This window comes from Marinobacter sp. OP 3.4 (genome assembly GCF_036224885.1).
GTDB lineage: Bacteria > Pseudomonadota > Gammaproteobacteria > Pseudomonadales > Oleiphilaceae > Marinobacter.
The window spans coordinates 62745-86023 of the sequence record NZ_JAVVLT010000014.1 but is presented as its reverse complement, the minus strand read 5'-3'; the positions used below and the strand labels follow the sequence as shown (position 1 = coordinate 86023).

25 protein-coding genes are annotated in these 23279 nt (G+C 61.1%); 23 read left to right on the top strand and 2 right to left on the bottom strand.

The features are described 5' to 3' along the window. The first annotated feature begins 116 nt into the window (after positions 1-116). From RO069_RS02290 to RO069_RS02215, 16 genes are all read left to right on the top strand, one after another. Complete coding sequence (locus RO069_RS02290; RefSeq protein WP_328185072.1) at positions 117-422, top strand: STAS domain-containing protein; 306 nt, start codon at positions 117-119, stop codon at positions 420-422. 42 nt (positions 423-464) lie between these two features. Then, a complete protein-coding gene (locus RO069_RS02285) occupies positions 465-2201 on the top strand; it encodes an ATP-binding SpoIIE family protein phosphatase (protein WP_328185070.1) in 1737 nt (578 codons plus the stop codon). Positions 2202-2336: 135 nt separating this feature from the next. Then, positions 2337-2684, top strand: coding sequence for an Hpt domain-containing protein (locus RO069_RS02280; protein ID WP_328185068.1), 348 nt, complete (start codon positions 2337-2339; stop codon positions 2682-2684). Between the two features lie 100 nt (positions 2685-2784). Next, the gene (locus tag RO069_RS02275) at positions 2785-4062 is read left to right on the top strand and encodes a flagellar hook-length control protein FliK (RefSeq protein WP_328185066.1); all 1278 of its coding nucleotides are present in this window, start codon (positions 2785-2787) and stop codon (positions 4060-4062) included. A gap of 204 nt (positions 4063-4266) precedes the next feature. Next, positions 4267-4770, top strand: coding sequence for a flagellar basal body-associated FliL family protein (locus RO069_RS02270; RefSeq protein WP_328185064.1), 504 nt, complete (start codon positions 4267-4269; stop codon positions 4768-4770). 75 nt (positions 4771-4845) lie between these two features. Continuing rightward, a complete protein-coding gene (fliM, locus tag RO069_RS02265) occupies positions 4846-5844 on the top strand; it encodes a flagellar motor switch protein FliM (RefSeq protein WP_328185062.1) in 999 nt (332 codons plus the stop codon). Continuing rightward, positions 5837-6358 (top strand): flagellar motor switch protein FliN, encoded by a 522-nt coding sequence (fliN, locus tag RO069_RS02260; protein WP_328185060.1) that lies wholly within the window; start codon positions 5837-5839, stop codon positions 6356-6358. The genes fliM and fliN overlap by 8 nt, the downstream gene beginning before the upstream one ends. A gap of 2 nt (positions 6359-6360) precedes the next feature. After that, positions 6361-6840 carry a flagellar biosynthetic protein FliO gene (fliO, locus tag RO069_RS02255; RefSeq protein WP_328185058.1) on the top strand — a complete coding sequence of 160 codons (480 nt, stop codon included), beginning with the start codon at positions 6361-6363 and terminating at the stop codon, positions 6838-6840. Then, positions 6840-7586, top strand: a complete 747-nt coding sequence (gene fliP, locus RO069_RS02250) for a flagellar type III secretion system pore protein FliP (protein ID WP_442915321.1) — start codon at positions 6840-6842, stop codon at positions 7584-7586. Before fliO ends, fliP begins: the two co-directional genes overlap by 1 nt. Before the next feature lie 10 nt (positions 7587-7596). After that, the gene (gene fliQ, locus RO069_RS02245) at positions 7597-7866 is read left to right on the top strand and encodes a flagellar biosynthesis protein FliQ (protein ID WP_328185055.1); all 270 of its coding nucleotides are present in this window, start codon (positions 7597-7599) and stop codon (positions 7864-7866) included. A 7-nt stretch (positions 7867-7873) separates the two neighbouring features. Next, on the top strand, positions 7874-8659 hold the full coding sequence (gene fliR / locus RO069_RS02240; RefSeq protein WP_328185054.1) for a flagellar biosynthetic protein FliR: 786 nt from the start codon (positions 7874-7876) through the stop codon (positions 8657-8659). 17 nt (positions 8660-8676) lie between these two features. After that, positions 8677-9813: a flagellar biosynthesis protein FlhB gene (flhB, locus tag RO069_RS02235; protein WP_328185052.1), complete on the top strand. Its 1137-nt coding sequence runs from the start codon at positions 8677-8679 to the stop codon at positions 9811-9813. A gap of 160 nt (positions 9814-9973) precedes the next feature. Continuing rightward, complete coding sequence (locus RO069_RS02230) at positions 9974-11173, top strand: hypothetical protein (protein ID WP_328185049.1); 1200 nt, start codon at positions 9974-9976, stop codon at positions 11171-11173. 2 nt (positions 11174-11175) lie between these two features. Beyond that, on the top strand, positions 11176-11406 hold the full coding sequence (locus RO069_RS02225; RefSeq protein WP_328185047.1) for a hypothetical protein: 231 nt from the start codon (positions 11176-11178) through the stop codon (positions 11404-11406). Positions 11407-11482: 76 nt separating this feature from the next. Further along, positions 11483-11692, top strand: coding sequence for an Imm8 family immunity protein (locus RO069_RS02220; RefSeq protein ID WP_328185045.1), 210 nt, complete (start codon positions 11483-11485; stop codon positions 11690-11692). A 36-nt stretch (positions 11693-11728) separates the two neighbouring features. Beyond that, positions 11729-12013 (top strand): colicin immunity domain-containing protein, encoded by a 285-nt coding sequence (locus RO069_RS02215; RefSeq protein WP_328185043.1) that lies wholly within the window; start codon positions 11729-11731, stop codon positions 12011-12013. 243 nt (positions 12014-12256) lie between these two features. Here the strand turns inward: RO069_RS02215 and RO069_RS02210 are convergent, their stop codons facing one another. Next, entirely contained in the window at positions 12257-13558 is a 1302-nt protein-coding gene (locus tag RO069_RS02210; RefSeq protein WP_328185041.1) for a uracil-xanthine permease family protein, read from the bottom strand. Between the two features lies 1 nt (position 13559). Continuing rightward, on the bottom strand, positions 13560-14198 hold the full coding sequence (gene upp / locus RO069_RS02205; protein WP_328185039.1) for a uracil phosphoribosyltransferase: 639 nt from the start codon (positions 14196-14198) through the stop codon (positions 13560-13562). A 193-nt stretch (positions 14199-14391) separates the two neighbouring features. On the opposite strand from upp, the gene flhA reads away from it, so the two are divergent. The 7 genes from flhA to RO069_RS02170 all read left to right on the top strand — a co-directional run bounded on the left by flhA (position 14392) and on the right by RO069_RS02170 (position 23262). Beyond that, entirely contained in the window at positions 14392-16566 is a 2175-nt protein-coding gene (gene flhA, locus RO069_RS02200) for a flagellar biosynthesis protein FlhA (protein WP_328185037.1), read from the top strand. A gap of 25 nt (positions 16567-16591) precedes the next feature. Next, positions 16592-17920 carry a flagellar biosynthesis protein FlhF gene (gene flhF, locus RO069_RS02195; RefSeq protein ID WP_328185035.1) on the top strand — a complete coding sequence of 443 codons (1329 nt, stop codon included), beginning with the start codon at positions 16592-16594 and terminating at the stop codon, positions 17918-17920. Between the two features lie 86 nt (positions 17921-18006). Then, positions 18007-18825, top strand: coding sequence for a MinD/ParA family protein (locus RO069_RS02190; protein ID WP_328185033.1), 819 nt, complete (start codon positions 18007-18009; stop codon positions 18823-18825). Positions 18826-18856: 31 nt separating this feature from the next. Then, a complete protein-coding gene (locus RO069_RS02185; protein ID WP_328185031.1) occupies positions 18857-19606 on the top strand; it encodes an RNA polymerase sigma factor FliA in 750 nt (249 codons plus the stop codon). Between the two features lie 213 nt (positions 19607-19819). Further along, positions 19820-20203 carry a chemotaxis response regulator CheY gene (cheY, locus tag RO069_RS02180; protein ID WP_328185029.1) on the top strand — a complete coding sequence of 128 codons (384 nt, stop codon included), beginning with the start codon at positions 19820-19822 and terminating at the stop codon, positions 20201-20203. Between the two features lie 49 nt (positions 20204-20252). After that, positions 20253-21035 (top strand): protein phosphatase CheZ, encoded by a 783-nt coding sequence (locus RO069_RS02175; RefSeq protein WP_328185028.1) that lies wholly within the window; start codon positions 20253-20255, stop codon positions 21033-21035. Between the two features lie 13 nt (positions 21036-21048). Continuing rightward, positions 21049-23262 carry a chemotaxis protein CheA gene (locus RO069_RS02170; RefSeq protein WP_328185027.1) on the top strand — a complete coding sequence of 738 codons (2214 nt, stop codon included), beginning with the start codon at positions 21049-21051 and terminating at the stop codon, positions 23260-23262. The last annotated feature ends 17 nt before the right edge of the window (positions 23263-23279 follow it).

Below are 23279 nucleotides of genomic sequence, written 5' to 3'. Positions count from 1 at the left end.
CGCCTTCCGCTGTGTTGTGATGGCGATGTTTTTCTCCCGCAATACAAATCCCGTTCCATTGTCTATCCTGAAGGGGCCGGAAATTGTGACCTGGCCACCTTTAACGGAGGAAACCTATGCCGGTTAACACCCGACGCAGTGAGGATGGTGAAACGCGGATCATCGCCATCGAAGGCCGTTTTGACTTCAGTACCCACCAGGCTTTCCGGGATGCCTATGAGAAGGATTCCGAAGACGTACTGTATTGGGTCGTGGACATGTCCGATACCAGCTACCTGGACAGCTCAGCCCTGGGCATGCTGCTGTTGCTGCGGGACTTTGCCGGAGGCGACAAGGCCAGTATCCGGATCGAAAACTGCAACAGCGACGTGCGCCGCATACTGGCCATCTCCAATTTCGAGCAGCTGTTTTCCATACGCTGAGTTTTTTGCCACAGCGGCCAACCGTGGTGAGAGGATGCACCCGTGACGGATTCCGCACACCCCCGACCCCTGCGTCTGCTGATCGCCGATGACAGCAATACCGACCGCCTGATTCTGGAGGCCATCCTGTCCCGTCAGGGCCACGACGTGCGCGCCGCGGAGGACGGTCAGGCGGCCCTGGAACTCTACGAATCCTGGTCCCCGGACATGGTGCTGCTGGACGTGATGATGCCGCGGCTGGATGGCACCGAGGCGGCCCGGCGTATCAAGGCGCTGGCGGGGGAACGGCTGGTGCCGGTGATCTTCCTCACCTCCCTGTCGGACGCCGGCTCCCTGGCCCAGTGCCTGGATGCCGGCGGCGACGATTTCCTGCCCAAACCCTATAACCCCGTCATTATCCAGGCCAAGCTGGGGGCCTTTGACCGCATGCGGCGCATGCATGAGACCCTGACCCGACAGCGGGACCTGATCCGGGAACGTAATGAGCAGTTGCTGGAAGAGCAGGTCACGGCCCGCCGGCTGTTTGACAATATTGCCCATACCGGGTGCCTGGACGTGGCCAATATCCGCTACCACGCCTCGCCGCTGTCCATTTTCAACGGTGACATCCTGTTCGCCTGTCCCAGGCCAGCGGGGGGCATGCACCTGCTGGTGGGCGATTTTACCGGCCATGGCCTGCCGGCGGCGATCGGCGCCCTGCCGGTGGCGGAGATCTTCTATGGCATGACCAGCAAGGGTTTCGCCGGCGATGATGTGCTCAAGGAACTCAACCAGAAGTTGGTGCGCATCCTGCCCACGGGGATGTTCTGCTGCGCCTTCTTTGCCGAGGTGAACTTCCGCGACCGCTACCTCCGGGTCTGGAACGGCGGACTGCCCGATGGATTTATCCTGCGTGGGGATGGCTCCCGGGAACCCCTGGCCTCCACCAGCCTTCCCCTGGGGGTGCTGGCGCCGGAACGGTTTGCCGCGCCCATGGCCGAGTACACCGTCTGCCCCGGTGACCAGTTGCTGCTGATGACGGACGGCGTGCTGGAGACCACCAGTCCCGATGGTGACTGGTTCGGGGAGGAGGGGCTGGCCCGGGTGCTGGACGACCGGCGCCGGGAGCAGTCGCCGGTGGACCTCCTGCTGGAACGCATCAGGCTGTTCAGTGGCCGGAGCGAGGATACCGATGACCTGACCATCCTGGCCCTGCGGATTACCGACCATGATCCGGTGGCCAGCCAGACGCTGGCGGCCACCCAGTCGGCGCTGACCGGTCCCGCCGCGTGGAGCTGCCGTTACCAGGTGGATGGCGAAACCCTGGCCCGGTTCAGTCCGTTGCCGCTGCTGCTGCATGTGTGTATGGCGGTGGCGGGCCTGCGCCAGCATAGCGCGCCGATCTATACCATACTGTCGGAACTCTACAACAACGCCCTGGAGCATGGTGTGCTGGAGCTGCCGTCGTCCTGGAAGGATGGTCCGGAAGGCTTCAGTCGATACTACGCTGAACGGGAGAAACGCCTGGGCGATGTGGGGGAGGAACACTATATACGTTTTGAGCTTGAACACCGGCTGGGGGCGTCCGGTGGCCGCCTGGTGATCCGCTGTCGGGATTCCGGTGAGGGGTTCGATCGGGAGCAGGCCCTGACAGGGGGTGACGGTCCGGGGTATGCTGGTCGGGGCATTCCGTTGATAGAGAAGTTGTCCAGTGATCTGACATACAATAAGCAGGGAAATTGTGCCGAAGTAGTATATGATTGGGAGTTGGCTGATGTCGGGAGGTCGCAGGATCAGTAGCGGTGTTGGTACCTTTGTGACGGCGTCCCGTGCAGGTTTCCTCGGTGTCCGGTTGTAATTTATCGATACGCCCAGACTATAGGTATGCAAACACATCAAGAGCCTGATGTACCTTTGGCTCCCAAGAGGTTGGTTATGAACGATAAGCCACACCTTGATGAAGAGGCTCTGGCCGAACTGCGGGACGTGATGGAGGATGAGTTCGACATCCTTATCCAGACCTACATCAACGATTCCAGCGAACGTATTGCAGCGCTTCATCAGGCCCTGTCGGGCGACGACCAGGAGTCGTTCGCCAAGACCGCCCACAGTTTCAAGGGCAGCAGCATCAATATCGGCGCCTCCCGCCTCGGGGATCTCTGTCTCAGCGCCGAAAGAGCCGGACGTGAAGGGCGCATGGACGACGCCAGGCAACTGTTACCGGAACTGGAAGCCGAGTTCGTCACTGTGCGTCAACTTATGGAAGAATCCCTCCACGTCTGATCCTGTTCCAGGGTCAACCGGACTGGCACCGGTTTTGCACAATAGCTGATAAACCAGCCCTTCTGGGGCGCCCCCAGTGAATCAGCGGCAAGAGGTTGCCATGTCCGGAATGGTTCTGAACCAGTTACTCACTCCCGAATCAGGGATTGACCGCCCCGGTGTCGACAAGGCCCTGGATGGGGTTACCCAGGGTCGGCCCGAGAACGGGCCCAGTCGTTATGACGACGTGGTTCGGCAACAGGAAAAGCGCCTGGAACAGCGGCGCGCCGAAGAGCGCTCCGCGCAGCGCAAGCGGGAGCAGGAAGACCTGCGGCAAAGACAGGACGGTGCCAGGGCAGAGGCCGCAAAGGCAGAGAGCGCCGAACGGCCTGCGGAAGAGAACACCCAGGCGGCAAGCGACCGCCGCCCGGAGTCGGACCGGGATAGCCCGGCCAGCAAAAAATCCCGTTCCGACGGCGACGCCCCCCACACCGCCAATGCGGACGCCTCAGAGGCGAAACCGGACCAGGTCGCCGATGACGTCGAGCAGGCAGAACCCGGGCTGCTGCAATATCTCCGGGACGGTGATGAAGCGGGCGTGATCGGCCTGATGATGCAAAGGCAACAGGCCGGCTCGGGGACCGCCCAGGGGAGCTCAACCCGGACCACTGCCCAGGTGATGGCGTCATTGACCGGCACCGGGCAGCAACCGGGTGGCCTGCCGACGACCGGCGCCCTGTTTGCCGCCATGCTTGAGGCCGGCCAGGACAAGGGCGGTAAGCAGGGGCGTGAGCTGCCTGCCGGGCTCCAGGCCCTGACGGACAGCGCCGCCAAGTCAGCCGATAACCTGACCGCCCAGGTTGCCTCACGACTGACCGCACCGGAACTGACGCAGTCACTGAACCAGCCAGCCGGCCTGCGGGGGCAGGAGGCCCAGGCCCTGATGCGAAACTACAGCACCAGTGTCGATGTGCCGGTTGGGGCCGATGAATGGGGTGAAAAGGTGATGGGCAAGCTGGCCTGGCTCACCGCCAGCCAGATGTCGGTGGCGGAGATCCACGTGACGCCGCCGGACATGGGGCCCCTTGAGGTCCGGGTACAGGTACAGAATGACCAGGCCACGGTGACCGTTCACACCTCCACGCCAGCGGTACGGGAGCAACTGGAACTCCACGGCCATCGCCTGCGGGACATGCTGAATGAACAGGGGCTGAGCCTGGATGGATTCGACGTGTCCGATTCCTCCGCCCGTGACCATGCGGGACAGAACGACGACGGTGATGAGTCCGGTGGCAGCGGACCCGGGCAGGGGCTGGCCGCCGGTGATGCCGACACCGATGCCACGGAAATGACGGAGCTGGACCTGTCCTGGAGGGGAGAGCTCGACGTGTACGCCTGACGGGTGGATTAGCCAGACCTTGATCGAGCGGTTACACTTTTGTCAGATATTGGAGGCCAGCCTCAGGGCTGGCCTTTTTAATGATGCGTACCCACCGCCAGGTGATTTCGGGGCACGACGACAGCAGGTTGGCTCGGCCTTTGCTTCTATCCTGTATAAGGAGAATCCCTGGCGAATTTCGGCAAAATATTGACGGATTTCTGAATGGCGCAAAACAATGAGGTGGCGGCACCACCGAAGAAAGGTCGGCTGAAGACAATACTGCTCCTGATCATTGTACTGGGGCTGGCTATTGGTCTTTCCATTGCCGGAACCCTCTGGTTCCTGGGCAAGGGCGACAGTGACAATGCCGACGTGGAGGAAGAGGCCGCCGTGGCGGAAGAAGCCTTCGTGCCATCCGGTTATCTGGTGATGGACAAGCCACTGGTGGCCACGGTCCAGCATCCGGGCCGGCCACGCTACATCCAGGTCCACCTAGCCCTGGAGTCCAGCCAGGAGGCAGCGTTGCAGGCCGCCGAGAAGCATATGCCGCTGTTGAGGAACACCCTGATCTCGGAGCTCGGGGGGCTGGAATTCATGGCACTGCAGACCAGTGAAGGGCGGTCGGCCCTGCCGGAACAGTTGCTGGTGGCGGTCAACGAGACCCTGGAAGCGGAGGGAGAGCCCCCCGTCGACCGGGTCCTGTTAAGGAACTTCGTGATTCAGTGAAATCCGTTCAGGGCAGGCAGCAGCCATTACCATGGTGCCGTCCCACTGAAGTGCAGGCAGTCAGAGGCTGAAACTATGCAGGACCTACTCTCACAGGATGAAATCGATGCGCTGCTCCACGGGGTGGACGACGGCGATGTCGATACCTATGACGAGACCGATGAAGAGGGCGTCAAGAGCTACGACCTGGCCAGCCAGGACCGCATTGTCCGTGGCCGGATGCCGACGCTTGAGATGATCAACGAGCGCTTTGCCCGTTACACCCGCATAAGTCTGTTCAACCTCATGCGCCGCAATGCCGACGTTTCCACCGGCGGCATCCAGATCATGAAGTTTGGTGAGTACATCCACACCCTGTATGTGCCCACCAGCCTCAACCTGGTCAAGGTGCGTCCGCTGCGGGGCACCGGCCTGTTCATCATGGACGCCAAGCTGGTGTTCAAGCTGGTGGACAACTTCTTCGGCGGGGAGGGGCGTCACGCCAAGATCGAGGGGCGGGAGTTCACCCCCACCGAGACCCGCATCGTGCAGATGGTGCTGGACCAGGTGTTCGTGGACATGCGCGAGGCCTGGCAGGCGGTACTCAAGGTGGATTTCGAGTACCTCAGTTCCGAGGTCAACCCGGCCATGGCGAACATTGTCAGCCCCAGCGAGGTGGTGGTGATCAGCACCTTCCATGTGGAACTGGACGGCGGCGGTGGCGAACTGCACCTGGCACTGCCTTATTCCATGATCGAACCCATCCGCGAGGTTCTGGACGCCGGTGTCCAGAGTGATATCGATGATGTGGACGAACGCTGGGTCAACGCCCTGCAGGAAGACATAAAGGACGTGTATGTGCCGGTCAACGCCATGGTTTGCCGGCGGCGTATTTCGTTGCGGGAAGTGGCCAACTTCAAGGCGGGCGACGTGATTCCGGTGGAGATGCCTGAAAGCCTTGAGATGACGGCCAATGGCATTCCCATCTACAAGGCCACCATGGGCACACGGGATGGCAAGCTCGCACTGAGGATCAAGGGGCGCACCAAGCTCCCCGTTGTGAAGAAACAACTGAAGGTAGGTAAACATGGCTGACGACGACAACAAAGACGACCGCGAGCTCAGCGAGGACGAAAAACTGGCTGCCGAGTGGGAGGCAGCCATGGATGAATCCGGCGACACTGAGGGCGAGTCGGCGGGCGACGACCACGATGATGAGTGGGCGGCGGCCATGGCCGAGGCCGAAGGGTCCGAGCAGAAGACGGAGGCGGAAGGTAAACAGGTAAAAGCCGCGCCCATGGAGGACTTTGGTGATATGCCGGAGCCGGGGGAGGTGCCGGGTACGGAACCGGACCTGGACGTGATCCTGGACATTCCGGTGACCATTTCCATGGAAGTGGGCAACACCCAGATTCCCATCCGCAACCTGCTGCAACTCAACCAGGGGTCGGTGATCGAACTGGACCGGCTGGCCGGCGAGCCCCTGGACGTGCTGGTGAATGGCACCCTGATTGCCCACGGCGAAGTGGTGATGGTGAACGAGAAGTTCGGTATCCGCCTGACCGACGTGATCAGCCCGGGCGAGCGCATCAAGCGCCTGCAGAAGTGACCATGGCCCGTCGCCCTGTTTCCGTGCCCGCGGTGGCGCTCGTCACCCTGTTGCCCGTACTGGCCCTGGCCCAGGAGGCCACGGTGCCCGTGGCCCCGGAGCGGTCCGGTTCCGGTGAGGGCGATGCCCTGACCTCCCTGGCCACCCTGGGCATCGGCCTGCTGGTGGTGGTGGGGCTGATCTTCGGCTGTGCCTGGCTGGTGCGCCGCATGAGTGGCCTCACGGGCATGAATACCGGCGCCATGAAGGTGATCTCGGTAATGGCCCTGGGGGCCCGGGAACGGATTGCCCTGATCGACGTGGCTGGGACCCAGATCCTGGTGGGCATTACCCCCACGGCTATCCGCACCCTGCATGTGTTCGAGGAGCCCGTGGTAGCGCCGGGGCAGGAGGTCAGCGGCGATTTTGCGAAGAAACTCCAGGGCCTTATCGGTCGTAAATGGAAGCCGGACAGCACCGACCGGCAGGGAGGCGCGGGCTGATGCGCTGGTGGTTGATCCTGGCGGGGCTGCTGCTGGCCCCGGACGTACTGGCCCAGGATGGCGGTAGCGGCATTCCCGGCATACCGGCGGTTACGGTGACGCCCGGGGAGCAGGGCGAGGAATACTCGGTCACCCTGCAGATCCTCGCCTTCATGACCGCGCTCACCTTCCTGCCGGCCATGCTGATGATGATGACGTCCTTCACCCGCATCATCGTGGTGTTCGCCATACTGCGCCAGGCCCTGGGGCTGCAATCCACGCCATCGAACCAGATCCTGCTGGGACTGGCCCTGTTCCTGAGCATCTTCATCATGAAACCGGTATTCGAGGAAGCCAACCAGGTCGGTCTGCAGCCCTACCTGGCGGAGGAAATGACCTCCATCGAGGCGGTCCAGGCCGCCAGCGTGCCGTTTCGGGAGTTCATGCTGTCCCAGACCCGGGAAAGCGACCTGGGGCTGTTCATGCGCATCGCCGATGAACAGTACGACACGCCGCAGGACGTCTCCTTCTGGGTACTGATGCCGGCCTTCGTGACCAGCGAGCTGAAGACCGCGTTCCAGATTGGCTTCATCCTGTTCATACCCTTTCTGATCATTGACATGGTGGTGGCCAGTGTATTGATGGCCATGGGTATGATGATGCTGTCGCCGATCATCATTTCGCTGCCGTTCAAGATCATGCTGTTCGTGCTGGTGGACGGCTGGTCACTGATCATGGGTACGCTGGCCGCCAGCTACGGTATATAGGGGAATCGTCATGACACCGGAGACCGCGATCGACATCATGCGCGAGGCACTGTGGATGATCGTGCTGCTGGCCAGCCTGATCATCGTCCCGGGATTAATGATCGGGCTGGTGGTCAGCACCTTCCAGGCGGCCACCCAGATCAACGAGCAGACCCTGAGTTTCCTGCCGCGCCTGCTGGTCACACTGCTGGTGATTATCTTTGCCGGCCCCTGGATGCTGACGCAGCTGATCGATCATGCCGAAGGGCTGATCGGCAGCATTCCCTACCTGATCGGATGAGGCGGGCATGATCCCCGCCGACCTGAGCGCGGACCTGATCAGCCAGTGGGTGGGCCAGCACCTCTGGCCGCTGTTCCGGATCGCCAGCTTTTTCATGGTGATTCCGTTCATCGGAACCCAGTTGGTACCCGCCCGGATCCGGCTCGGGCTAGCACTGCTGACCACCATCCTGATCGTTCCCATGCTGCCGCCGGTGCCACAGGTTGAGGCCCTCAGCGGGGAAGCGGTGATCATTACCCTGCAACAGATCCTCATCGGCGTGGGGATGGGCTTTGCGCTGACGGCCCTGTTCCAGCTGTTTGTGATTGCCGGGCAGATGATCGCCATGCAGATGGGGCTCGGCTTCGCCTCCATGAACGACCCCTCCCACGGGGTCAACGTGACCATCCTGTCCCAGATCTATACCATCACCATTACCCTGCTGTACCTGGCCATGAACGGGCACCTGGTGGCGATCGAGGTATTCCTGGAAAGCTTCCGGACCATTCCCATCGGCATGGAAGGGCTGGGTCAGGAGGGCGTCTGGCAACTGGCCCACCGCATCAGCTGGATGTTCGTCTCCGCCATGTTACTGGCACTGCCGGCGGTAACCGCGGTGCTGATCGTCAACATTTCCTTCGGCGTGATGACCCGGGCGGCGCCGCAGATGAACATTTTCGCCCTGGGTTTCCCGATTGGCCTGGTTTTTGGATTGTTCTCCATATGGGTGCTGCACGCCAATTTTCTGCCACATTTCGAGCAGTACTCCCGCGAGACATTCCAATTCATGCGACAGCTCCAGGGGCAACCCTGACGTAGTAGCGACAGGTCATGGCCGAAGAGAACGACAACAGTCAGGAAAAAACGGAAGAGCCGACGCCCCGACGCCTGGAAAAGGCTCGGGAGGACGGTCAGACCGCCCGTTCCAAGGAACTGGCCACCATGGCCGTGTTGCTGGCGGGTGCCGGTGGCCTGCTGGTTTTCGGCAATACCCTGGCCATGGCGCTTGAGGACATCATGCGGGGCGCCTTCGTGCTGGAGCGTAGTGAGATCTTCAACCCGCGGTTCATGAGCACGCAACTGATCGCGTCCGCCTGGGACGTGACGATCGCCGTCAGCCCGATACTGCTGTTGCTTCTGATTGCCGCCATTGCCGGTCCCATCGGTATCGGGGGGCTGCTGTTCAGCGGCAAGGCCATCGCCCCGAAGCTCAATCGCATGGACCCGATCAAGGGCCTGAAGCGGATGTTCTCCCTGCGCTCGCTGATTGAACTGGTGAAGGCCGTGCTGAAGGTGGGGCTGGTGCTCGTGGTGGCTCTCCTGATCCTGAACTTCCGGACCGATGACCTGCTGAGCATTTCCGAGGAGCCCGCGGTGCCGGCCATGGCACACGTGGTCTGGACCCTGGCCTGGAGCTTTTTCTTCCTGTCCTGCGCCACCATCATCATTGCGGCGATCGATGTACCGTTCCAGCTCTACGACCACCAGAAGAAACTGCGAATGACCAAGCAGGAGGTGAAGGACGAGCACAAGGACACGGAAGGCAAGCCCGAGGTGAAGGGCAAGATCCGCCAGCTACAGCGTGAAATGGCCCAACGGCGGATGATGCAGGACGTGCCCTCGGCTGATGTGGTCATTACCAACCCGACCCACTATGCGGTGGCGCTGAAGTACGACCAGAAGCGCATGGGCGCGCCGGTGGTGGTCGCCAAGGGCAACGACGAGGTGGCCTTCAAGATCATGGAAATCGCCCGGGAGCACAAGGTGGAGCTGCTGCGAGCCCCCCCGCTGACCCGGGCGGTCTACCACAACACCAAGGTGGGGGAGGAGATCCCCGACGGCCTTTACATGGCCGTGGCCCAGGTGCTGGCCTACATCTTCCAGCTCAGGCAGTTCCGCAAGGGGCATGCGACCAAACCGACGATGCCCGATTTCCCGATTCCCAGGGATATGCGGCGGGACGTGTAATCGTTTGTCGTGGGGGCTTCAGGTGTTGCCTATGAGTTTCCGGTTGGAGAATGGATCAGGTCCCGGTCTTGACTAAGCTCCAGGAACAAGGTTTTATACCCACACTGGCGATTCAGGATGTCCGTCGGTAAAAGGATCTAATCTCACAAGGACGACAGGGATGTTTCATCGGGACCCCATTCTGGTCAAGGCCCCCATGGGCCGTATCTATGCCTTCACCCGGTACTACCGGGGAAACAACATTTTCGACGGCCCCCACCTGGCCTTTCCCCACGACCGTGGCTTCGCCCGGGAACGCCTTCTCGACCTGACCCGGCATATCGGTGATGATCCGTTCAATGACCGGCTGCACGATGTCTGGCAGATGGTATTCCAGAAACCCTGGACCCGCCCGAAAAGTCTCCATGAACTGGTCATGGACCTGACCGACAAGATCACCCGCGGCGAACTGTTTGTCTATGAGGAACGAGACCCGGATCGGTCCCATCGAATCCCGATTCATGATGGACCATCGGAAGGTGGGCCAGCGTTTGTTGATAGGGGGGATGTTCGGGCTGAAAAGTCACCCATGGACAGGCCCAGGGTCACGGGGCCCCCAGTATCGACATCCGCCAGTTGGGGTTCTGATTACGCTGATGGTCTGAGTGATACGGCGTCTGCCATGGCGTCGGATATCGCATCTGAACAGACGGAGCTGTATGAGAACACTTCTGGCTGGGGTAATGTCATGTATCCCATCTTCAAACCCGTGGAGAACGCAGGCCGGTTCGTGGGTAATACCGTCGGGCTGCTGTCAGGGCTATCGCCCAACGGCATGAAACCCGAGGTGGCGCAATACTGGAAGGATATGGGCGAAGGCTTCCAGGCGCTGGGTGACCGGGTCGTCGATGCCGTAGGCGGTGATGGCCGGGCTGCGGGGGAGATTACGCCGGCTATCGCTAGTGTTATAACCTTTAGGCGGATACCTGATGCTCAAAAGTCCGGATTGGATAAGCTTGTCCCGGACGATCACTTTGATCAAGGGCTTGATTTAAGAGCTGATACAGCCTTTGCATCGGAAGCTCTGGCAAGGAAGCTAAGCGCATTAGAGGACGCTCAGCGCAACGCGGCTCGAGTGGAAACGTTAGAAGACGGTCGTATTCTATACATTGGTCCCGAGAAACCTGCCAGAAATCCAGGGCCGACTCGTGGCGCTGCTCTTGTTACAGAATATACTCCTGAAACTCGGCAGGTGAGGCAATACTATGAAAGTTATGACCACAATGGGGATATTGTGCGAGTACACCCTAAAATGATTGATGGCCAAGTAGTCGAATCCGATCATTATCCGCCAACAGGAAGGGAAATTGAACGGAACTAGGTATGGAGAAGCAGGCTGTGGTTAGAGAACTTGAGAAACTGGTTAGCCAAGATGCAGGTGTGGATTATGACCAAATATCCAACTGGGCCTATAAAGTGCGTCTAGACTCTTTAAGGGAACTAGATCGTGAAACTCTGGATGTCCTGGAGGATTTAGGCTCCATGAATATGGGACCTGAATTCGAATGGTCCAAAGAGGATCTTCAGGAACTGATTTTGAGATGGAAAAGGTGATTGTCAGGCATTGGTCAACTGTATTCGTAGTCACCGAAGATGGCCAGGCTGTGTGTACAGGTGATACGGACTAATCGTGAACGCAGAACTGAAGAGGCTTCACAGCCCCGACATATTTAATCTGGAGAGTTACCATCCGGAAGACCCGCGGAAATTTGTTTTTCTTCTTCAACTTTTGGCTGCAATCAGGGATTTCCTGAGCGAGTGTTCTGGGGAAAACTGGTCTGAAATAGCCCAAAAGGTCTCTCGCCTCGGAAACTGGGAATTCGATGGCTACCGGATGTGATGTTATTGAGCATGTGAAGCGACGATAATGTGTCCTGTGACCAGTGGGTTAAACATCGATGTGTACGCGTCCCTGATTGAGCAGTTCATCAGCGGTGCGATCACGTCCTACGAGTTTGAAGACCGCTACCTGCGCCTATTCAAGGAAGACTCTCGCAGTTTCTCAGGTGCGGAATATGACATCCTGAACCGGCTGTTCACCGATCTGGATGCGTACTGCCCTCATCCCGGGCTAAGGGGGGAGGACGACATCTCGGATGAGCAACTGGTCGCCAGTGCCAGATCAGCCCTCCGGCAACTGCGTGCATATGCCTGGGACTAGCAAACATAGCGTGGCGAATTTAAGCTGATTAGTACGCGATATCGAAAAGGCCACTGGCGGTAATCAGGGGGGAGGCTTTTGGAGCAGCGACAGGGATGTCGCGGAAGCATTGGGGTGGCAGGACGCCCCTCCAATGCGGTGGAAAAAGCCCCCCCCTGGTTTCCGCCTCCCCCCTCGACCCGCAGGCTTGGGTAGGGCGGCCAGGAGCAGAGCCCGAGAGGCGACAAAAACTAGGGGAGCAATTCAGTGCTCGTGATGGGCCCGTTCACCCCAGGCTGAATCCGATCCCGGCAGCACCAGGTTCAGCAGGATAGCCACGATGCCACATAGGGCGATGCCCTCCATGCCGAAGATCTTCATGCCGCCAATACCGAACACCAGGGTCACCCCCACAATCACCAGGTTGCGGGCCTGGGACAGGTCCACCTGGTTGCGGATCAGGCTGTTCAGGCCCACCACCGCGATGGAGCCGAACAGCAGGCACAGGATGCCCCCCATCACCGGCACCGGAATGGTCTGCAGGGCCGCGCCGAACTTGCCGACAAAGGCCAGCACAATGGCCACGCCTGCCGCCCACAGCATCACCCTCGGATTGAAGTTCTTCGTCAGCATCACCGCCCCGGTTACCTCGGAATAGGTGGTATTGGGCGGGCCGCCCAGGAAGGCGGCGGAGCTGGTGGCCAGGCCGTCGCCCAGCAGGGTCCGGTGCAGCCCCGGCTTCTTCAGGAAGTTCTTGCCGGTGACACTGCTGATGGCCAGCACATCGCCGATGTGCTCAATGGCCGGGGCGACGGCCACCGGAATCATGAACAGGATTGCGCCCCAGCTGAAGGAAGGGGCCTGGAAGGCCGGCATGGAGAACCAGGCGGCCTCGCTGATCGGCGTGAAATCCACGATCATCGGCGTAATACCGGTCTTGCCGGCGATGAAGGACAGCAGGTAACCCACGACAATGCCGAACATGATCGGAATCAGCCGGAAGATACCCTTTGCCCAGACCGACACCACGATGGTAACCAGCAGCGAAATCATCGCGATCACGATGGCCGGGGTGTAGGGCACCAACTCGGCGGAACCGTCACCGGTGTGACCGGTGGCCATGTTCACCGCCACCGGGGCCAGGCCCAGGCCGATCACCATGATGACCGGACCGATCACCACCGGCGGCAGCAGACGGTTGATAAACCCGGTGCCCCGCAGGCGCACCGCGCCGCTGAGCAGGATATAGAGGATACCGGCGGCCACCAGGCCGCCGAGGATCTCCGGAATGGAGAACTGGTTCTTAGCCGCCATGATCGGCGCAATAAAGGCAAAGGAAGACGCCAGGAACACCGGCACCTTGCCACCCGTCACGATATGGAAGATCAGCGTGCCCAGGCCGGCGGTGAACAGCGCCACGCTGGGGTCCAGCCCGGTGAGAAGCGGCATCAACACCAGGGCACCAAATGCCACCAGCAACATCTGGGAGCCGGCCAGGGCCTGGCGCCAGACGGGCTCGCCGGCGTAGTCCTCCCGCAGGGAGGTGGCGTTATCCGTATCCTGCATGTCAGACATCCTTCTGCTTGGTGCCAAAGATCTTGTCGCCGGCATCGCCCAGCCCGGGCAGGATGTAGCCCTTCTCATTCAGCCGCTCGTCGATGGATGCGGTGTAGATGGATACATCCGGGTGTGCCTCCAGCACCTTCTCGATGCCTTCCGGGGCCGCCACCAGCACCAGGGCGCGAATTTCCGTGCTGCCCGCCTTCTTCAGCAGGTCGATGGTGGAAATCAGCGAGCCGCCGGTAGCCAGCATTGGGTCCACGATCAGGGCCATGCGCTGATCCAGCTCGCCCACCAGTTTTTCCAGGTAGGTGGACGCTTCCAGGGTCTCCTCGTTGCGGATCTGGCCCACCACGCTAACGCGGGCGACGGGAATAAGGCTGAGTACGCCATCCAGCATGCCCAGGCCCGCCCGCAGGATGGGTACGATGGTCACTTTCTTGCCGCCGATCTGCTCGACTTCCACGGGGCCTGCCCAGCCTTCGATGGTTTCCTTGCTCAGGGTGAAATCCTGGGTGGCTTCATAGGTCAGCAGGGAGGCCACTTCCTGTGCCAGTTCCCGGAAATTCTTGGTGCTGATATCGGCCCGGCGCATGATGCCGAGCTTGTGCTGGATCAGTGGGTGTTTGACTTCGTGAATGGGCATGGCTCACCTGTCATCTGGTCGGGTGGGATTTGCGCAAGGATACCGTATCCCCGTAGTTCAGTCAGGGGGGAATCTGACCATTCTGTAAGAAATGGTACGGATATTGCCGCTACCTCCGGTAAGCCGGCCCGGGCGTCAAAAAACCGACCCGGGCGAACGCAGAGCAACCTCAGCCGTGGAGAGTTCCCTCAAGATGGACCGGGCCCTTGTCCTGAACAACGTCAAATCCCTGACACGGGGGAACCTGGGTATTCCCGTGATGCTCATGGCCCTGCTGGGCATGATGATCCTGCCCATGCCGGCGTTCATGCTGGACGTGTTGTTCACCTTCAATATCGCGCTCTCTATTACCATCCTGCTGGTGTGCGTGTACGCCCTGCGGCCCATGGAATTTGCCGCGTTTCCCACGGTGCTGCTGGTGGCGACCCTGCTGCGTCTGGCCCTGAACGTGGCCTCCACCCGCATCGTGTTGCTCAACGGTCATGAGGGTGGCGATGCCGCCGGTAAGGTGATCGAATCCTTCGGTGCGGTGCTGATCGGCGGCAACTACGCGGTGGGCCTGGTGGTATTCGCCATCCTCATGATCATCAACTTCCTGGTGGTCACCAAGGGCGCCGGCCGGGTGTCCGAGGTGAGCGCCCGCTTTACCCTGGATGCCATGCCCGGCAAGCAGATGGCCATCGATGCCGACCTCAACGCGGGCCTGATCAACCAGGAAGAGGCCAAGCACCGCCGGGAAGAGATCGCCCAGGAGGCGGATTTCTATGGCTCCATGGACGGTGCCAGCAAATTCGTGAAAGGCGATGCCGTTGCCGGTCTGCTGATCCTCTTCATCAACCTGATCGGCGGGATTGGCATCGGCATGATCCAGCATGGCCTGGCCTTCCAGACCGCCACCCAGAACTACGCCCTGCTGACCATTGGTGACGGCCTGGTGGCACAGATTCCGTCGCTGCTGCTGTCCAGCTCCGCCGCCATCATGGTGACGCGGGTGACCTCCAGCCAGAACATGGGCGGGCAGATCCTGCAGCAGATGTTCGATGCCCCCAGGGCGCTGGCCATTGCCGCCACCATCCTGATCATCCTGGGTCTGATTCCCGGCATGCCCCATGTGGCCTTTCTTGGGCTGGGTCTGCTGGCGGCGGGAGCCGCGTACTGGATATGGAAGCAGCAGCATCAGACCGTGGAAGAGGAGGGTGGTAGCTGGCCCGCCACCAGGCGTGACACCGGTGGCCGACCGGCTCCCACTGGTGGCTCGGGTGGTGCTGCTGAACAAGCCGACCAGGGCCTGCCGGCACCGCCGGAAACCCGGGAACTGGGTTGGGACGATGTGGCCACGGTGGACGTTGTCGGACTGGAAGTGGGCTACCGGCTGATTCCGCTGGTGGACAAATCCCAGGGTGGTCAGTTGCTCAGTCGCATCAAGGGGGTCCGCAAGAAGCTATCCCAGGATCTTGGCTTCCTGATGCCATCGGTGCATATCCGCGACAATCTGGACCTGATGCCGAATGTCTATCGCATCACCCTGATGGGGGTGACCATTGCCGAGGCGGAGATCCATCCGGAACGGGAACTGGCCATCGATCCCGGCCAGGTGTTCGGCAAGGTGGAAGGGATTGCCGGCAAGGATCCGGCCTTTGGCCTGGACGCCATCTGGATCGAGTCGGACCAGAAGGACAATGCCCAGACCCTCGGTTATACCGTGGTGGACGCCAGCACCGTGGTGGCCACCCACCTCAACCAGATCCTGCAGAGCCACGCCCATGAGTTGCTGGGCCATGAGGAAGTGCAGAAGTGGCTGGACCAGTTGGAGAAGATCTCGCCCAAGCTGTCCGAGGAACTGGTGCCCACCACCGTGTCCATCTCCATCCTGCTGAAGGTGTTGCAGAGCCTGTTGCAGGAAGAAGTGCCGATCCGCGACATGCGTTCCATTGCCGAGGCCATTGTCAACGTCCATCCCAAGAGCCAGGACCCGAAGGTGCTGACCACGGCGGCCCGACAGGCCCTGCGCCGGATGATCGTGCAGAGCATCTGTGGCAACGACAAGGAGATACCGGTGATCACCCTGGACCCGGAACTGGAACAGTTATTGCTGAAGAGTCAGCAACAGAGTCAACAATCCGGCGGTGGTGACGACATCGGCCTGGTACTGGAACCGGGCATGGTGGAGAAGCTCCAGCGATCATTGCAGGAAAGCGCCCAGCGGCAGGAAATGATGGGCAAGCCCGCGATCCTGCTGGTGTCGGCCCCGCTGAGACCGGTACTGGCGAAGTTTGCCAGCTACGGGGTGGATCGCCTGCACGTACTGTCGTACCAGGAAGTGCCGGACAACAAGCAGATTACCATTGTGGCGTCGGTCGGCCAGTAACGGCCCACTTGGGAGGTAGAGTCAGATGAAGGTCAAACGGTTCTTTGCGGCAACCATGTCCACGGCCCTGAAGCAGGTCCGGGAGGCCATGGGCGACGACGCGGTGATCCTGTCCAGCCGCCGGGTTGACGGCGGCGTGGAGATTGTCACCGCCCTGGACTATGACGAAAACATGGCACGCCAGAAGCTGGGTGAGGTGGCCGCCGAGGCCACCAGCGGTGGCCGGCTGGCGGAACTGCAGGCGGAACAGCATCGCCGTCTGCAGGAAGAACTTGACCGCTCCCGCCACCGAATCCGGGAATTGCGCAGCCGGGGTAATGGTTACGAGCCACGCCGGGGCGGGGAATCCCTGGACCTCCGCCTGGATGCCGACGATCTGCCACCGGTGCCGGAAACCCGTCAGGAATCCGATGCCGGTGCCACGACCCCGGAGTCCTCCGGTGAACTGGCGGACATGCGGCGGGAACTGGATTCCCTGCGGGCAATGATCAGCGAACGGGCGCCGGCCAACCAGGCCGAAGAGGCCCCCGTAAAAGGCACCGATGAGGCGCTGGATGCGGTCCGCATGCGTCTGGGAGAGCGTCTGGAGGAGTTTGGTCTGAGCTCCCAGCTGGCGGCCAGTCTGGCGCGGCAAGGTGGTCGCGGCAAGTTGGAAGACAACTGGAAACGCGCCCTCAGGACGCTGGCGGCCGGCCTGAAAACCGGTGACGGCGAATGGGCGGGCCGGGGCGGCATCTACGCCCTGGTAGGCCCCACCGGCTCCGGCAAGACCACCACCATCGGCAAGATTGCGGCGCAGTACGTGCTGGAGCATGGTGCCGATTCCCTGGCCCTGGTCACCACGGATCGTTATCGGGTAGCCGCCCACGAGCAGCTGTTCGTGTTCGGGCGCATCCTCAATGTGCCGGTGCGGGTCGTGGACGACACCCACAGCCTGGACGCGGTACTGGACGAGCTGGAGGGGCGCCACCTGGTGCTGATCGACACCGCCGGCCTGTCCGGCGCCGATCCCGGCTGCCAGGAGCAGTTGCAGGAACTGGCGCAAAGCCGCCACCCGGTACGCTCACATCTGGTGGTACCCGCCACCAGCCAGCCCCGGATCATGAAATCCATGTGGCATTGCTATAAGATGGCGAATCTTGCGGGTTGTATCATGACCAAGCTGGATGAGGCCCTGACCCTGGGCGAAGTGCTCGGGTTCGCCCTGGAGACGGCTTTGCCGGTGGCCTGGGTGACGGACGGCCAGAAGATCCCCCAGGACCTGCACCCGGCCAACGCCGCATCGCTGGTTCGCCTGGGTGTTGAACGCTTGCGTGATGCCCGGAAACAGCAGACCATGGCGGAAGGTGCCTGACCGCCTTCACCCGGTACTGGCCGGTGTGGTTTCAGGCATGACAGGATACTGAACGACAAAAATCTTGGCGGGACACTAAGACCTCTATGAGCAGACCACATCCGGTTCAGGTTATTGCAGTCACCGGTGGCAAGGGTGGCGTTGGCAAAAGCAACGTCTCGGTGAACCTCGGCATTGCGCTGTCGCAAATGGGTAGGCGCGTCATCCTGCTGGATGCGGACCTGGGGTTGGCCAATATCGATGTCCTGCTGGGAATCACCGCCAACCATAACCTGTCCGATGTGCTGGCCGGTGAGTGCGATCTCCGTGATGTGCTGGTCAATGGCCCCGGTGGCATCAAGATTGTTCCCGCCTCCTCGGGCACCCAGAGAATGACCCAGCTGTCGCCCATGGAGCATGCCGGCCTGATCAATGCATTCAGCGAACTGAGTGATCAGGTGGATGTGCTGATCATCGACACCGCTGCCGGTATCTCCGAAAGTGTGGTCAGTTTCCTGCGCGCGTCCCAGGAACTGCTGCTGGTGGTGTGTGACGAGCCAACCTCCATCACCGATGCCTATGCCCTGATGAAACTGATGAACCGGGACTATGGCGTTAATCGTTTCCGCATCCTGGCCAATCAGGTCCGTAACGAGCAGGAAGGCAAACACCTGTTCGGCAAACTGACCCGGGTTACCGAGCGCTTCCTGGATGTTGCACTACAATACGTAGGCATGGTTCCTTACGATGAGGCGGTGCGCAAGGCGGTCCAGAGGCAGCGGGCGGTGCTTGATGCCTACCCCAGGGCGAAGGCCTCGCTGGCCATCAAGGCCCTGGCCGAGCAGGTGGACAGCTGGCCGCTACCATCGTCCCCCCGGGGGCATCTGGAGTTCTTCGTGGAGCGACTGGTAAGCACCAACGCCTGATCCAATCCTGATGTATGGGTTAACCGGATACATGACATTGGCCAGAAGTCTCGGAATCTACCATCAGACCGGCCGGCGGAATGCCCACCACCTGGTGGAGCAGCATGCGCCGCTGGTCAAGAAAATCGCCCTGCACCTCATGGCCCGGCTGCCGGATTCGGTGCAACTGGAAGACCTGATGCAGGCGGGAATGGTGGGGTTGCTGGAAGCCGCCGCGAAGTACCAGTCGGACCGGGGCGCTTCCTTTGAAACCTACGCCGGTATCCGTATTCGTGGTGCCATCGTTGATGAGATTCGCAAGGGGGACTGGGTGCCGCGCTCGGTTCACCGCAATGCCCGCCGCGTGTCCGCCGCCATCAAGGCGGTGGAGGGTCGTGAGGGTCGGGAAGCCCAGGATCACGAAGTGGCGGAGGAACTCGGCATGACCCTGCCGGAGTACCACGCCTGCCTCAGTGACACCAACTCCGGTCGACTTTTTTCCCTGGATGAACTCAATGAATCCGGGGAGCTGCCGATACAGGAACAGGAGGCTTCGGACAATCCCTTGGATGACGTGTCGGGCGCCGCCTTCCGTCATAGCCTGGCGGGGGCCATCGAGGCGCTGCCGGAGCGGGAGAAGCTGGTGCTCAGCCTCTACTACCAGGAAGAGCTGAACCTGAAGGAAATCGGCGCCGTGCTCGGGGTGAGCGAGAGCCGGGTCAGCCAGATCCACAGCCAGGCCGCCCTGAGATTACGGGGACGACTGTCCGAATGGCAGGCGTCCGATGCCGGCACACTCTGATTCCCGGAGCGGTGAAGAGTGCGCCGGAGCGACAGGAATCCAGCACGCCCTGCCGGGCGATAACACATTGAAACGGTAAGCGACGCCAGGGCTGCTAGAATAACGCCAACCGCCCAGTAACCGGCGGAAGCGGAACAGCCTGATCAAACGTTGCCCGGGCCCAAACTGCCAGGCCCAGGTCACTATTCCGGCGACGACCAACTGGAGGTCCCATTGGACAAGAACATGAAGATTCTCATTGTGGACGACTTCTCCACAATGCGACGGATTATCAAGAACCTGCTGCGTGATCTCGGGTTTACCAATACCGATGAGGCGGACGACGGCAACACCGCGCTGCCCATGCTTCGTTCCGGCAAGTATGACTTTCTGGTCACCGACTGGAACATGCCGGGCATGTCTGGTTTTGACCTGCTCAAGGAGGTCCGTGCCGACGAACAGATCAAGGACCTGCCAATCCTGATGGTCACTGCGGAAGCCAAGCGCGACCAGATCGTGGCGGCGGCCCAGGCCGGGGTTAACGGCTACGTGGTCAAGCCATTCACGGCCGCCGTACTCAAGGAGAAGATCGAGAAGATCTTCGAGCGTATTGAGTGAAGCGTCGGGTGCGCTTTGAAACCAGAACCGACAGTCCGGATGTGCTCCCATGAGCGAAGATAAACACAGTGGCCCAGACCTTGACCCGGAAATCACCAGCCAACTCAAGGAGCAGGCCAACGAGTTGGTGAAACAGGTCAACGCCGGTGACTACGCCAGGGCCATGACCCTGATCAATGAGCTGAGTGAAGTAAGGGACCAGAGCCTTTACCGGGAAGTTGGTCGCCTGACCCGCAGCCTTCACGAGGCCATCCGCAATTTCCAGATCCAGCCCCAGAACGCCGAACAGCAGGAAGCCCTGTCGAAGATGGGCGACGCGTCGGACCGGCTCCAGTATGTGGTGGAAATGACCAGCAACGCCGCCAACAGGACCATGGACCTGGTGGAAGTGGCCATGCCCCGGGCCAATGCCATGTGCGAGGAGGCCAGATCCCTGCGTGATGACTGGCAACGCCTGCGCCGACGGGAAATGGAAAAGGACGAATTCCGCGAGCTCTACGGTCGTATAGACCGCTTCTTCGAGAGCCTGTCGAACGACGCCGAAGAAATGTACAGGGATCTCTCGGAGATCCTGCTGGCCCAGGATTTCCAGGACCTGACCGGGCAGGTTATCCAGAAGGTGACCTCGCTGGTTAAGGATGTGGAGGAGAACCTGCTGAGCCTGGTGGTCATGGCAAGCCATGTGGACCAGCTCACCGGAACCGTCCATGAATTGAAGGAAAAGGAAGCCTCCATCAAGGGGGAAGGCCCCCAGATGCGCGCCGCAGAGCGGTCTGACGTGGTGTCCGGACAGGACGACGTTGACGACCTGCTGTCCAGTCTCGGCTTTTAATTGAGGTGAATGCATGGCATTAGATGCAGACGAAGAGATTCTCCAGGATTTCCTGATCGAGGCTGGCGAAATACTCGAACAGCTATCGGAGCAGTTGGTGGACCTGGAGCAGAACCCGGATGACAGTGATCTGCTCAATGCCATCTTCCGTGGCTTCCATACCGTCAAGGGCGGTGCCGGATTCCTGCAGCTGGACGCACTGGTCAACTGCTGCCACTCCGCCGAAAACGTCTTCGACACCCTGCGGAACCACAAGCGTACGGTGACCTCGGAGCTGATGGACGTGGTGCTGGAAACCCTGGACTACGTCAATACCATGTTTGACCAGGTGCGGAATCGCGACGAGCCGACTCCCGCGCCCCAGTCGCTGATCGATACCCTGGATGAATACGCGTTGCCCGAGGGGCAGGCACCGGCGAAGGCGTCCGCGACCAAAGCGGACCAACAGCCGGCGGAGCCGGATTCAGATCAGGGCGCATCGGATAGTGGCGACCAGGGGGATATTACCGACGAGGAGTTCGAGCAGCTTCTCGATGCCCTCGACGACGGCAAGCAGGCCGACAGCACATCCTCGTCGGAGCAGGGCGCCGCCGATACCGGCAGCCAGGATGGCGATGATATCAGCGATGATGAGTTCGAGGCCCTGCTGGACCAGCTCCATGGCAAGGGGCGGTTCTCCGGCGAGGTGGCCTCGTCGGAGATTGAAGACCCGGATCAGGGCGAGGAAGACACCGCGAAGGCGGATGACCAGCCTGCCGGTAATGACGGCAAGGCCTCCGGCGACAGTGACCTGATTACCGACGACGAGTTCGAGCGGCTGCTGGACGATCTGCATGGCAAGGGCAAGAGTCCGGCAGCCACCGAAAAGGAGGCTGGGGGCGACAAGCCGGCATCGACATCCGGGGCCGGCAAGGCGGAACCGAAACCACCGGAATCCGGGAAATCCGGCTCGAAAGCCCCTGAACCCGCACCGAAGAAACCGGAACAGCCGGCCAAGGCGCCGGCGGCTGGCGGCAAGGCCGACGACGGCAAATCACCAGCCCCGGCCCGGGAAAACCAGGCCCCCGCCGAAACCTCGGTGAGGGTGGATACCAAGCGCCTGGACGACATCATGAACATGGTGGGCGAACTGGTGCTGGTGCGTAACCGCCTGCAGCGCCTCGGCAACGAGAGCGAAGACAGTGAGATGCACAAGGCCGTGTCCAACCTCGATGTGGTCACCACCGACCTGCAGTCCGCGGTCATGGCCACCCGGATGCAGCCCATCAAGAAGGTGTTCGGCCGGTTCCCCCGCGTGGTGCGGGACCTGGCCCGGAGCCTGAAGAAGGAAATTCGCCTGGTCATGCACGGCGAGGACACGGACCTGGACAAGAACCTGGTGGAGGCCCTGGCCGATCCGCTGGTGCACCTGGTGCGTAACTCCGTGGACCATGGCATCGAAGCGCCGGATGTGCGGGAGAAGGCGGGCAAGCCCCGTCAGGGCACCGTCAACCTGTCGGCGGAGCAGGAAGGCGATCATATCCTCCTGTCCATCGAGGACGATGGCGGCGGCATGGATCCGGACAAGCTGCGGCAGAAGGCGGTGGACAAGGGCATCTACGACCAGGATGCCGCCGACCGCCTGACCGAGAGCGAATGCTACAACCTGATCTTCGCCGCCGGCTTCTCCACCAAGGACCAGATTTCCGACGTGTCCGGCCGTGGCGTGGGCATGGACGTGGTGAAGACCAAGATCAGCCAGCTCAATGGCCAGATCGAGGTGCAGTCGAAACTGGGCGAGGGCACCGCGATCCGTATCAAGGTGCCGCTGACCCTGGCGATCATGCCGACGCTGATGATCATGCTGGGCGAGCAATCCTTCGCGCTGCCGCTGGTGAACGTGGTGGAGATCTTCCACCTGGATCTCAGCAAGAAGAACATTGTCGACGGTCGCGAGTGCATCGTGGTTCGGGACAAGGTGTTCCCACTGTTCCATATCAAGCGCTGGCTGGTACCGTCCGATACCAGCTCCGCCGAGCCCGACAATGCCCATGTGGTGATTGTCGCCATGGGCACCAAGCAGGTGGGCTTCGTGGTGGATCAGTTGATTGGCCAGGAGGAAGTGGTCATCAAGCCCCTGGGACGTGCCCTGCAGGGTACGCCGGGCATGGCGGGTGCCACCATTACCGGCGATGGCCGTATCGCCTTGATTATTGATGTGCCCAGCCTGTTGCAACATTACGGCTGATGGCGGGTTTCACCGAT

Excerpts from the sequence above, each read along its gene's own strand:
- fliP (WP_442915321.1), top strand. The coding sequence starts at position 6,840 with ATGCGCTGGTGGTTGATCCTGGCGGGGCTGCTGCTGGCCCCGGACGTA.
- flhA (WP_328185037.1), top strand. The coding sequence starts at position 14,392 with ATGGACCGGGCCCTTGTCCTGAACAACGTCAAATCCCTGACACGGGGG.
- RO069_RS02225 (WP_328185047.1), top strand. The coding sequence starts at position 11,176 with ATGGAGAAGCAGGCTGTGGTTAGAGAACTTGAGAAACTGGTTAGCCAA.
- fliN (WP_328185060.1), top strand. The coding sequence starts at position 5,837 with ATGGCTGACGACGACAACAAAGACGACCGCGAGCTCAGCGAGGACGAA.
- RO069_RS02230 (WP_328185049.1), top strand. The coding sequence starts at position 9,974 with ATGTTTCATCGGGACCCCATTCTGGTCAAGGCCCCCATGGGCCGTATC.
- RO069_RS02175 (WP_328185028.1), top strand. The coding sequence starts at position 20,253 with ATGAGCGAAGATAAACACAGTGGCCCAGACCTTGACCCGGAAATCACC.
- RO069_RS02290 (WP_328185072.1), top strand. The coding sequence starts at position 117 with ATGCCGGTTAACACCCGACGCAGTGAGGATGGTGAAACGCGGATCATC.
- RO069_RS02170 (WP_328185027.1), top strand. The coding sequence starts at position 21,049 with ATGGCATTAGATGCAGACGAAGAGATTCTCCAGGATTTCCTGATCGAG.
- fliR (WP_328185054.1), top strand. The coding sequence starts at position 7,874 with ATGATCCCCGCCGACCTGAGCGCGGACCTGATCAGCCAGTGGGTGGGC.
- upp (WP_328185039.1), bottom strand. The coding sequence starts at position 14,198 with ATGCCCATTCACGAAGTCAAACACCCACTGATCCAGCACAAGCTCGGC.
- RO069_RS02275 (WP_328185066.1), top strand. The coding sequence starts at position 2,785 with ATGTCCGGAATGGTTCTGAACCAGTTACTCACTCCCGAATCAGGGATT.
- RO069_RS02210 (WP_328185041.1), bottom strand. The coding sequence starts at position 13,558 with ATGCAGGATACGGATAACGCCACCTCCCTGCGGGAGGACTACGCCGGC.
- fliM (WP_328185062.1), top strand. The coding sequence starts at position 4,846 with ATGCAGGACCTACTCTCACAGGATGAAATCGATGCGCTGCTCCACGGG.
- flhB (WP_328185052.1), top strand. The coding sequence starts at position 8,677 with ATGGCCGAAGAGAACGACAACAGTCAGGAAAAAACGGAAGAGCCGACG.
- RO069_RS02270 (WP_328185064.1), top strand. The coding sequence starts at position 4,267 with ATGGCGCAAAACAATGAGGTGGCGGCACCACCGAAGAAAGGTCGGCTG.
- flhF (WP_328185035.1), top strand. The coding sequence starts at position 16,592 with ATGAAGGTCAAACGGTTCTTTGCGGCAACCATGTCCACGGCCCTGAAG.
- RO069_RS02280 (WP_328185068.1), top strand. The coding sequence starts at position 2,337 with ATGAACGATAAGCCACACCTTGATGAAGAGGCTCTGGCCGAACTGCGG.
- RO069_RS02185 (WP_328185031.1), top strand. The coding sequence starts at position 18,857 with ATGACATTGGCCAGAAGTCTCGGAATCTACCATCAGACCGGCCGGCGG.
- fliO (WP_328185058.1), top strand. The coding sequence starts at position 6,361 with ATGGCCCGTCGCCCTGTTTCCGTGCCCGCGGTGGCGCTCGTCACCCTG.
- RO069_RS02190 (WP_328185033.1), top strand. The coding sequence starts at position 18,007 with ATGAGCAGACCACATCCGGTTCAGGTTATTGCAGTCACCGGTGGCAAG.
- fliQ (WP_328185055.1), top strand. The coding sequence starts at position 7,597 with ATGACACCGGAGACCGCGATCGACATCATGCGCGAGGCACTGTGGATG.